The 10,455-nt window shown below is 74.2% G+C and carries 8 protein-coding genes; 6 read left to right on the top strand and 2 right to left on the bottom strand.

Translation table 11 applies throughout. The features are described from left to right. Positions 1-219: 219 nt before the first annotated feature. Positions 220-750, bottom strand: coding sequence for a SigE family RNA polymerase sigma factor (locus EAD96_RS28995; protein WP_121686477.1), 531 nt, complete (start codon positions 748-750; stop codon positions 220-222). A 16-nt stretch (positions 751-766) separates the two neighbouring features. Beyond that, positions 767-1,366 carry a TetR family transcriptional regulator gene (locus EAD96_RS28990; protein WP_121686476.1) on the bottom strand — a complete coding sequence of 200 codons (600 nt, stop codon included), beginning with the start codon at positions 1,364-1,366 and terminating at the stop codon, positions 767-769. A 91-nt stretch (positions 1,367-1,457) separates the two neighbouring features. Here EAD96_RS28990 and EAD96_RS28985 point away from each other — a divergent pair, with 91 nt between their 5' ends. The 6 genes from EAD96_RS28985 to EAD96_RS28960 form a co-directional block, all read left to right on the top strand. Continuing rightward, positions 1,458-2,597, top strand: a complete 1,140-nt coding sequence (locus tag EAD96_RS28985; protein ID WP_121686475.1) for an FAD-dependent monooxygenase — start codon at positions 1,458-1,460, stop codon at positions 2,595-2,597. 163 nt (positions 2,598-2,760) lie between these two features. Next, a complete protein-coding gene (locus tag EAD96_RS28980; protein ID WP_121686474.1) occupies positions 2,761-4,554 on the top strand; it encodes an HSP90 family protein in 1,794 nt (597 codons plus the stop codon). Then, complete coding sequence (locus tag EAD96_RS28975) at positions 4,547-7,390, top strand: hypothetical protein (RefSeq protein ID WP_121686473.1); 2,844 nt, start codon at positions 4,547-4,549, stop codon at positions 7,388-7,390. The genes EAD96_RS28980 and EAD96_RS28975 overlap by 8 nt, the downstream gene beginning before the upstream one ends. 71 nt (positions 7,391-7,461) lie before the next feature. After that, on the top strand, positions 7,462-8,076 hold the full coding sequence (locus EAD96_RS28970) for a TetR/AcrR family transcriptional regulator (protein ID WP_120572441.1): 615 nt from the start codon (positions 7,462-7,464) through the stop codon (positions 8,074-8,076). Between the two features lie 77 nt (positions 8,077-8,153). Further along, the gene (locus tag EAD96_RS28965; RefSeq protein ID WP_121686478.1) at positions 8,154-9,521 is read left to right on the top strand and encodes an acetyl/propionyl/methylcrotonyl-CoA carboxylase subunit alpha; all 1,368 of its coding nucleotides are present in this window, start codon (positions 8,154-8,156) and stop codon (positions 9,519-9,521) included. A 41-nt stretch (positions 9,522-9,562) separates the two neighbouring features. After that, on the top strand, positions 9,563-10,455 hold an 893-nt coding region (locus EAD96_RS28960; RefSeq protein ID WP_147457952.1), incomplete at its 3' end, for a hydroxymethylglutaryl-CoA lyase.

Here is a 10,455-nt window from a genome sequence, read left to right as displayed (position 1 = left end):
CACAGGGCTATGCGTCGGCAGCGTCAGAGGTGTATAAGAGACAGCGGTGCAGCAGTGCCGTCGTACCGCCGCCGAGCAGGACCACGGCGACGGCCGCGGCGCCGGCGGCCCGGCGGGCGCGGCGGACCCGACCGGCCCGGTCCCATCCCGTCTCGGCCGGCCGGGTCGGCCGGATCTCCTCGGCGGCCCGGGTCAGCAGCCGGGTCAGCTCGGGCTCGTTCACGGGCTCGCCTCCATCCCGGTCACCAGGTCGTCTCCGGACGTGCCGGGGGCGGGTACGACGTCGCGCAGCCGGCGCAGCGCGTCGTGGCACTGGCTCTTGACCGTGCCGACGGTGACGCCGAGCGCCTCGGCGGTGGCGACCTCGGTCAGGTCCTCGAAGTAGCGCAGCACCACGACGGCCCGCTGGCGTGGTGGCAGCCGGTCCAGCGCCGCGCGCACGGTGAGCCGCAGCGCGGCGTCGGCGTCGACGCCCGGCCGGTCCGGCGGGTACGCACTGAGCCACTCCCGTCGCCGGCGTCGCCACCAGGAGACGGCGTCGCGGTAGAGGATGGCGCGCACGTACGCGGCCGGGTCGCCGTCGCGCACCGACGACCAGCGCAGCGCCAGCTTGAGCAGCGCGTCCTGGAGCAGGTCCTCGGCCTGGTGGCGGTTCCCGCAGATCAGGTACGCGGCGCGCAGCAGCCGGTGCTGGTGCGCCTCGACGAAGGCGAGGTAGTCCGCCCGCCCGTCGTCCGCGTCGCGCCCCATCCGGCTCCTCCCTCCGTCACCCGCCAGACGCGCGGGACGGGGGCAAAGGTTGGGTCAGGTAGCGCTGAATCGTCGGGCCGACCCAGGTGGCCAGTTCCTCCGGGTCGAGGTCCACCACCGGTGGCAGCCGGACCACGTACCGGGTGAGCGCGAGGCCGAGGATCTGGCTGGCCACCAGTCCGGCCCGGCGGGCGGCGGTGGCCGGGTCGGCAACGCAACTGGCCACCGCGGTGGCGAGCTGGCCGGCGAAGACGCCGCGCATCCGTTCGGCCGCGCCGGGGTTGGTGGCGGCGGCCCGGAGCAGGGCGACGAGTGTCCCGTCCGCCTCCCAGCGGCGCACGAAGTGCCGGGTCAGTGTCTCGCCGAGCCGGTCCGGCGGCACCTCGGCCAGGTCGGGCAGGCGCAGGTCGAACTCGGCCGCCGCGGCGAAGAGTCCCTCCTTGCTGCCGTAGTAGCGCATCACCATCGAGGGGTCGATGCGGGCGTCGGCGGCGATGGCCCGGATGGTGGCCCGGTCGTAGCCGTCGGTGGCGAAGCGTTCGCGGGCGGCGCGCAGGATGGCCGCCCGGGTGGCGTCCGAGCGGCGGGCGCGGGTGGCGGGTTCGGTCACGTCCACGACTGTATGCCAACACGTGTTGACATCGGCTCTACAGTGAAGCCAACAAGCGTTGGCAAACAGTTGTTGACCCGAGCCCGGAGGTGGAACGATGCTGCCCGAACGCACTGACGTCCTCGTGGTGGGAGCCGGGCCGACCGGCCTGGCCGTGGCGGTGACGCTGGCCGGGCACGGCGTGACCGCGACAGTCGTCGACCGGCTCGCCGAACCGCCGGTCACCTCGCGCGCCGCGGTCGTGCACGCCGGCACCCTGGAGGTGCTGGACCGGATCGGGATCGCCGCGCCGCTCGCCGCCCGAGGGCTGCGCTCGGCTCGGTTCAGCGTCCGCGACCGGGACCGGGTGCTGGTCACCGTCCCCTTCGACCGGTTGCCGTCGCGCTACCCGTACGCGCTGCTGATCTCGCAGGCCGAGACCGAGGCGGTGCTCACCGACCGGCTCACCGCGCTCGGCGGGCGCGTGCTGCGGCCGTACGAGATGACCGGGCTGGACCTCGACGGCGACGGCGCCGTCGCGCGCTTCGGCGGCGGCCGCGCGGTCCGGGCGCGCTGGGTCGTCGGTGCGGACGGGATGCACAGCCGGGTCCGCGAACTCGCCGGCATCGGCTTCGGCGGCCCGGCCGACCCCGGGGAGTCGTTCCTGCTCGCCGACGTCCACGTGGACAGCACGCTGCCGCGCGACCAGGTGAGCCTCTTCCTGTCCCGGCAGGGCCCACTGGTCTGGGCGCCGCTGCCCGACGGCACGGTCCGGCTGGTCGCCACGGTGGACGACGCGCCGCGCGACCCGCAGGCGCACCACTTCCAGGCGCTGCTCGACGAGCGCGGTCCGGCGCGCCGGCCGGACCGGGTCACCGGCATGGCGTGGTCGTCCCGGTTCCGGATCCACCACCGGATCGCGAGCACGTACCGCTCCGGCCCGGTGCTGCTCGCCGGGGACGCGGCGCACGTGCACAGCCCCGCCGGTGGGCAGGGGATGAACCTCGGCCTGCGGGACGCGGTCGCCCTCGGCGACGCGCTCGCCGCCGGGCCGCAGGCCCTCGACGGGTACGCCGCCGACCGCCGCCCCCTCGCCGAGGAGGTGCTGGGTTTCGCCGCCGGCCTGACCCGGCTCGCCGCCGCCCCGCCGCCACTCCGCCCGCTACGCAACCTGCTGCTCCGCCTCGTCTCCACTGTGCCCCCGGCCCGGCACCGCATCGCCACTCGCCTCGCCGGCTTCGAACCCTCACCCCGTTGATCTTGCATTTGCGGCCCCTGTCTGGTCCTTTTTGTGCGTGTTCACCTGGGCGGAAACTGCAAGATCGGTGAGGAGGTGGGCGGGAGGGGAGGGATGAAACGGGACGGACACTGTCGGCGCTGACCGGTACGGTGAGCGCCGAAAATCCGAACCGGGAGCGCGATTGGACCGCACCTTCCAGGTGGACCTCCGTGGCGTGGTCGACCTGCTCAGTCATCACCTCTACGGCAGTCCGCGGGTGTACGTGCGCGAGCTGCTCCAGAACGCCGTCGACGCGATCACCGCACGGCGGTCCGCCGAGCCGGAAGCCCCGGCGCGGGTCCGCATCGAGCCGCCGGAGCTGACCGGCGACGGGACGCTGCGCGTGCACGACACCGGCATCGGCCTGACCGAGGCGCAGGTGCACGAGCTGCTCGCCACCATCGGCCGCAGCTCCAAGCGCGACGAGCTGGGCTTCTCCCGGCACGAGTTCCTCGGCCAGTTCGGCATCGGCCTGCTCTCCTGCTTCCTGGTGGCGGACGAGATCCGGGTGGTCACCCGGCACGCCGACGAGCCCACAGTGCTCTGGACGGGCTGGTCCGACGGGCGGTACGCGGTGCGGCTCGCCGAGCCGGAGCAGGCCCGGGACGAGCCCGGCACCACAGTCACGCTGGTGCCCCGGCGCGACGCCGACCAGTGGCTCGGCGTACCCACCGTCACCGAGCTGGCCCGCCTCTACGGCGGCCTGCTGCCGGTCGACGTCCGGGTCGGTGACACGCCGACCACCTCCGGCCCGCCGCCGTGGCCGACCACACCCGGTGCGCCGGTGGACCGGGCCGCGCTCCAGCGGTACGCGCAGGAGTTGCTCGGGTTCGTCCCGTTCGACGTGGTGCCGCTGTCGGTGCCCGAGGCCGGCCTCACCGGTGTGGCGTTCATCCTGCCCGCCGCGGTGAACCCGGCCGCCCGGGCCGGGCACCGGGTCTACCTCAAGCGGATGCTGCTCAGCGAGCACGCCGACGGGCTGCTGCCCGAGTGGGCCTTCTTCGCCCACTGCGTGGTCGACGCCAGTGAGCTGCGCCCCACCGCCAGCCGCGAGGCGCTCTACGAGGACACGCTGCTCACCTCCGTCCGGGAGGCACTCGGCGACCAGATCCGCGGCTGGCTGGTCCGGCTCGCCAAGCACGACCCGCGCCGGCTCGGCGAGTTCCTCCAGGTGCACCACCTGGGGGTCAAGGCGCTCGCGATGCACGACGACGAGATGCTGCGGCTGGTCGACCAGTGGTGGCCGATGGACACCAACGTCGGCACGCTCACGCTCGCCGAGTTCCGGCAGCGGCACGACGTGCTCCGGTACGCCGCCAGCCTGGACGAGTTCCGCCAGCTCGCCGCCGTGGCCGCCGCGCAGGACCTGGCAGTGGTCAACGCCGGCTACACGTACGACACCGAGCTGATCGAGCGGCTGCCCACCGTGGACCGGTCGGTGCTGATCGAACGGCTGGAGCCGAGCGACCTCACCACCCGGTTCGAGATCCTCGACCCGGCGACCGAGCTGGCCCTGCGGCCGTTCCTCACCGCCGCGCAGCGGGCCCTGGAACGGCTCGGCTGCGAGGTCGTGATCCGGGCGTACGACCCGGTCTCGCTGCCGGCGCTCTACCTGGTGTCCCGGTCGGCCGCGTTCCACGACCAGCTCGCCGCCAGCAGGGACAAGGCCGACGAGCTGTGGGGCGGCGTGCTCGACGCGCTCGCCGCCTCCGCCCCGCCGGACCGCCCGCAACTGGTGCTCAACCACCGCAACCCGCTGGTCCGCCGGGTCACCACGCTCGCCGACCCGGAGCTGGTCGGGCTGGCCGTCGAGGCGCTCTACGGGCAGGCCCTGCTGCTCGGGCACCACCCGATCCGGGCGGCCGACGCCGCACTGCTGAACAGTTCCTTCCTCGGCCTGCTGGGCCGGGCCGTACCGGGAGAGACCCGTGACTGACGACGACCTCTGGCGGATGCACCACGAGATCGAATCCATGCCGTACGGCCCGGGGCAGATCGCCGCACTGGAACAGTTGCTGCGCCGCGCCGACGCGGGCGACGACCGGCACCTCGCCTTCGCCGCCCGGGTCACCGGCACCACCGCGTACGTCTACGGCGGCGAACCGGCGAAGTCCTTCGTCACGTTCTCCTGGTGCCTGGCCGAGTACGACAAGGATCCGCAGCCCTACCACCAGCGCTACACGCACCAGCTGCTCTGGTTCTTCAAGTACATGGTCAACGCCATGGTGAAGTTCCCGGAGCTGCCGCTGGACCGGACGTACGCGGTGCTCGACGACATGGAACGGCGCTACCGCGACTCCGGGCACTCGCTCCAGGCCGTCTACAAGCACCGCTACCTGGTGGCCGCGCACCTGGGCGACGACGAGGCGGCGGAGCAGTGGTACCGCAAGTGGATGACCACGCCCCGCGACGCGCTGTCGGACTGCGCCGGCTGCGACCCGACCACGCAGGTCGCGCACCTGGTGCGGCACGGCCGGCACGAGGAGGCGGTGGCGCTGGCCGAGCCGGTGCTCGCCGGGCGGCTGACCTGTAGCGAGCAGCCGCAGGGGATCCTCACCGCGCTGCTCACGCCCTACCGGGAGACCGGCCGGGGCGACGCCGCGCGGGACGCGCACCGGGAGGCGTACCGGCGGGTGCGCGGCAACCTGGCCGACCTGTGGGACATCGCCGACCACGTCGAGTTCTGCACCGTGACCGGCAACGAGGCCCGCGCGCTGGAGCTGGTCGAGCGGCACCTGGACTGGCTGGACCGGGCGCCCACCCCGGCTGCCGCGATGCACTTCGCGGCAGCCGCCTCGGCGGCGCTGCGTCAGGTGCCGGCCGAGCTGACGGTGCACCGCCGCGCCTCCGGCGAGCGGCCGGCCGCGGACGTGCCGGCGGGCGCGCTCGCCGACGAGCTGGCCGGTACGGCGACCGCGCTGGCCGAGCGCTTCGACGCGCGCAACGGCACCACGCACCAGTCCGGGTTGATCGCCCGCAAGTTGGCGGCCGGGCCGGTCGGTGAGCATCTGCCGCTGTCCGCGAGCCTGCGCCGCCCGGCGGTGCCCGCGCCGCGTACCGGCCCGGACGCTCCGGCGCCCTCCGCGCAGCCGGTGACCGTGCCGGCCGACGCCGGTGCCGACGAGCTGCTCGCGCTGGCCGAGGAGTGCTGGCGCACCAACCGCCGGGACGGGCTGGTCGCCGCGTTGCGCGCGTACGACGAGCGGTTCGGCGACGCGGACCTGCCCGCGACCACCCGGGCCTGGCGGCTGGAGCTGCGGGCCGGCGAGCTGTCCCAGGACGACGACGGCGTACCGGTGGCGATCGAGGTCAACCGGGAGGCGCTGGCCGCGTGGCGGGAGGTGCCGGACCCGCTGCGCGCCCAGGTGGTGGCCGGGCGGCTCGGTGTGCTGCTCAGCATGGCCGAGGAGAGCGCGGACGAGGGCCTGGCCCTGGCCCGGGAGTCGGCCGACTACCTGACCGAGCACGGCGGGCCGCGCGACCGGGCCGCCGGCTGGGACCGCCTCGCCCTGGCCCACGTGCACGGCGAGCGGTGGGCGGAGGCGCTCGACGCGCTCGACCGGGCCGAGGCGGAGGCGGACGCCGATCCGTGGCTGGCCGGGCGGGTCGCGCTGCACCGCACGCACGTGCTGGAGCAGTTGGAACGGGCCGAGGAGTTCCGGGACGCGGCGGCGCGGTCCCGCCGGCTGGCGGGCGAGCTGGGCGACGCCGAGATGCTCACCGGCGCCTGCCTGGCGTACGCCCGCGCCACCGACGACCCGGCCGACGCGGTGGCCGCCTGTGAGGAGGCGCTGTCGGTCGCACCGCCCGGTGCGCACCTGCCGCTGCGGGTGACCCGGGGCCGGGCGCTGATGGCCGCCGACCGGGCCGGCGAGGCGGTGGAGGATCTGGCCGAGGCGGTCACCCTCTGCGTCGAGCAGGGGCTGGAGGGCGACGCGCTGCTGCGCTGGGAGCTGGCCGAGGCGTACCGGGTGGCCGGGCGGCTGGCCGAGGCCGCCGAGGTGGCCGAGGAGGCGGTGCTCGGGCTCGACCGGGCCGGTGCGCAGGCCGAGGCGGACCGGTGCCGGCACCTGCTGTCGGGCATCTACGCGGGGCTCGGCGAGACGGATCTGGCGCTGGCGGTGCTCGACACGCTGGCCGAGAACCTGGACGGGCCGGACAATCTCCCCCACCGGGCGCAGGTGCTGGAGGAGTCCGGTGGCCTGCTCTACGACGCCGACCGCGACGCCCTCGCCGCGCAGCGGTTCGCGGCGGCGGCGACCGCCTGGCGGCTCGCCGGCTACCAGGTGGACGAGCTGCGGGCCCGGCGGCGGGAACTGCTCGCCCTGCACTGGTCCGGTGACCTGCCGGCCGCGGTGGCCGCGATCGAGCGGGTGGACGAGGCGGCGGCCGCGCTCCCGGTCGGCGCCGACGAGCCGCCGGTGGTCACGTACGAGCGGGCGATGGCCGCCGACGCGGTGGCCCGGGTGCTGATCGGCGAGGACCGGCTCACCGCCGCGCTGGACCGGGTCGACGGCGTGCCGGAGCGCCTGCGGTCGATCGAGGCGTTCGGCGAGGCCGCCCAGGTCGAGGTACTGACCGGCGAGCTGCTGCTGCGTGACGGCCGGCCGGAGCAGGCCGAAGGGCTGCTGCGCCCGGTCCTCGGCGGGCTGCCCACCGGTTCCCGCCCGGCAACGCAGGCCGCCTGGCTGCTGGCCCGCGCGCTCGACGAGCAGGGCCGGGAGGCCGATGCGGCGAAGGTCCGCGCCGACCACGGCATCGAGGAGGACTGACGCGACGGGCTGGGGCAACCGTTGGGTAACCGCGGCTGCCCCAGCTCGAACGCGAGGTCTAGGCTGGTCCGGTGGCGGTGGAACAGCAGGCACGGGGGGCGGCGGGTGCGGCCCGGCGCCGGTCCCGGCGGGACGAGATCCTGGAGATCGCGGTCGGCCTCTTCGCGGCGCGCGGCTACCACGGTGTGTCGATGGACGACATCGGCGCGGCGGCCGGGGTCACCGGTCCGGCGCTCTACCACCACTTCGCCGGCAAGGAGGCGATGCTCGTCGCCGCGCTGATCCCGGTGAGCGAGGGGTTGCTCGCGGGCGGGCGGGAACGTGCCGCCGGCCACCCGGGCGACCCGCGTGCGGCGCTGGAGTCGCTGATCGACTTCCACGTCGACTTCGCACTGGCCAACCCGGCGGTGATCGCGTTGCACCTGCACGAGCTGGACCGCCTCCCGGACGAGCCGCGCCGCCGGATCCGCCGGCTCCAGCGGATGTACGTCGAGGAATGGGTCACCGTGCTGACCGCGCTGCACCCCGGCCTGCCCGACGGCGAGGCCCGGGTGCTCGCCCACGCGGCGTTCGGCCTGATGAACTCGACCCCGTTCCTCGGCGGCGAGGTGGACCGCCGGCGCCGGGCCGAGCTGTTGCGCGGCGCCACCCTCGCGGCCCTGCTCGCGCCCACCGACCCGACCTGACACGCCGCGCTCACCTTAACGCGTGTTAAGAAGAGACCCCGGCTTTGCGTCGAGAAGGGGTCACGTCCGTGCAGAAGATGATCGAATCGTTGTTGGTCGCGAATCGGGGGGAGATCGCGCGGCGGATCATCCGTACCGGCAGGCGGCTCGGGATCCGGACGATCGCGGTGCACTCGGAGGCCGACGGCGGGCTGCCGTTCGTGACCGAGGCCGACGAGGCGGTCTGCGTCGGCCCGGCGAACCCGGCGCAGAGCTACCGGAACGCCGACGCGATCCTCGACGCCGCCCGTAGCACCGGCGCGCAGGCGATCCACCCCGGCTACGGCTTCCTGTCCGAGAACGCGGACTTCGCCCGTACCGTCGAAGGGGCCGGCCTGATCTGGGTCGGGCCCGGCGCCGACGCGATCACCGCGATGGGCGACAAGATCAACGCTCGGAACCTGATGGCGGCAGCCGGCGTGCCGGTCGCGCCCGGCACCACCGAGCCGGCGAGCGACCTGGACGCGGCGGTCGCGGCCGCCGCGGAGATCGGCTACCCGGTGATGGTCAAGGCCGCGGCGGGCGGCGGCGGCATGGGCATGGGCGTGGCCGCCGACGAGGCGGCGCTGCGCACCGAGTACGACAAGGTCCGCGCGTTCGCCGAGCGGATGTTCGGCGACGGGTCGGTGCTGATCGAGCGGTACTTCCCCCGGGTGCGCCACGTCGAGGTGCAGATCCTCGGCCTGGCCGACGGCCGGGTGGTGGCCCTCGGCGAGCGGGAGTGCTCGGTGCAGCGGCGCAACCAGAAGCTGGTCGAGGAGTCGCCGTCCCCGGCGGTCTCGCCCGAGCTGCGCGAGCGGTTCCTGGCCGCGGCGGTACGCGCGGGCGAGGCGGTGAACTACCGCAACGCAGGCACCGTCGAATGCTTGCTGGTCCCGCGTCAGCGGGATCTCAAGGGCGACAGCTCCGGCGCCGAGAAATTTTTCTTCCTGGAGATGAACACGCGGCTGCAGGTCGAGCACCCGGTCACCGAGTACGTCTACGGCGTCGACCTGGTCGAGGAGCAGTTGCGGGTGGCCGCCGGCCTGGCGCCGACGTTCGACCCGGACGCGCTCACCCCGCGCGGCCACGCGATCGAGCTGCGGATCAACGCCGAGGACCCGAAGCGCTTCCTGCCCGGTCCGGGCGCGATCACCACCTGGAACGAGCCGTCCGGCACCGGCGTGCGCGTCGACTCCGGCTACGTCGCCGGCAACACCGTCACGCCGTTCTACGACAGCCTGATGGCCAAGCTGATCCTCACCGGGGACACCCGCGAGGAGGCGGTCCAGCGGGCGCGGGCGGCTGTGGCCCAGTTCGAGATCGCCGGCCCGAAGTGCAACCTGCCGTTCTTCGCCGAGCTGCTGGAGAACGAGGAGTTCCTCTCCGGCGACTACGACACCGGCATCGTCTCCCGGATGCGCTGACGCCACCCGGTGTCATGCTCGACTCAAGTGAGGTGAACCTGATGGCGCAACTTCCGGAATCCGTGAGCATCCGTGAGGTCGGTCCCCGCGACGGCCTCCAGAACGAGGAGCCCATCCCCACCGACGCCAAGGTGCGGCTGCTCGACGCGCTGTCCCGCACCGGGGTACGCCGCATCGAGGCCGTCTCCTTCGTCCACCCGAAGGCGATCCCGCAGATGGCCGACGCCGACGAGGTGTGGCAGCGGGCGGAGAAGGTCGACGGGGTGCGCTACTCGGCCCTGGTGCCGAACACCCGTGGCGCGCAGCGGGCGCTGGCGGCCGGCTTCACCGAGATCGAGGTGGTGGTCTCGGCCAGCGACACGCACAACCGCCGCAACGTCAACCGCTCCACGGACGAGTCGCTCGACGACATCGCCGAGCTGATCGACCTGCTGCACGGCGCGGGCGCCACCGCCGAGGTGATCGTGGCGACCAGCTTCGGCTGCCCCTACGAGGGCGACGTGGACCCCCGCCGGGTCGCCGCGATCGTCGACCGCGTCGCCCGCGACGGCGCGGACCGGGTCGCCTTCGGCGACACCACGGGCATGGGTACGCCCCGGCGCGTCCGCGAACTGGTGACGGCGGTACGGGACCGCAACGCCCATCTGCCGGTGCTGCTGCACTTCCACAACACCCGGGGTACCGCCCTGGCGAACATGCTCACGGCGATGGAGTTGGGCGTCACCGAGTTCGACGCCAGCGTCGGCGGTCTCGGCGGCTGCCCGTACGCCCCGGGTGCCAGCGGCAACCTGGCCACCGAGGAGGCGGTGCACATGCTCCACGACATGGGCGTCGACACCGGCATCGACCTGGACGCCCTGATCGAGGCCGCCGAACTGGCCGAAACCCTGGTGGGCAAGAAGCTGCCCTCCGGAGTCCTCCGCGCCGGCCCCCG

It is taken from the genome of Micromonospora sp. BL1, assembly GCF_003667485.1.
In the GTDB taxonomy this organism is placed as follows: domain Bacteria; phylum Actinomycetota; class Actinomycetes; order Mycobacteriales; family Micromonosporaceae; genus Micromonospora; species Micromonospora tulbaghiae.
This window is presented reverse-complemented; position numbering and strand designations above follow the sequence as displayed.

What these genes read in the sequence shown, in the direction of transcription:
- EAD96_RS28995 (WP_121686477.1), bottom strand. Translation starts at nt 750, where the DNA reads ATGGGGCGCGACGCGGACGACGGGCGGGCGGACTACCTCGCCTTCGTC.
- EAD96_RS28985 (WP_121686475.1), top strand. Translation starts at nt 1,458, where the DNA reads ATGCTGCCCGAACGCACTGACGTCCTCGTGGTGGGAGCCGGGCCGACC.
- EAD96_RS28965 (WP_121686478.1), top strand. Translation starts at nt 8,154, where the DNA reads ATGATCGAATCGTTGTTGGTCGCGAATCGGGGGGAGATCGCGCGGCGG.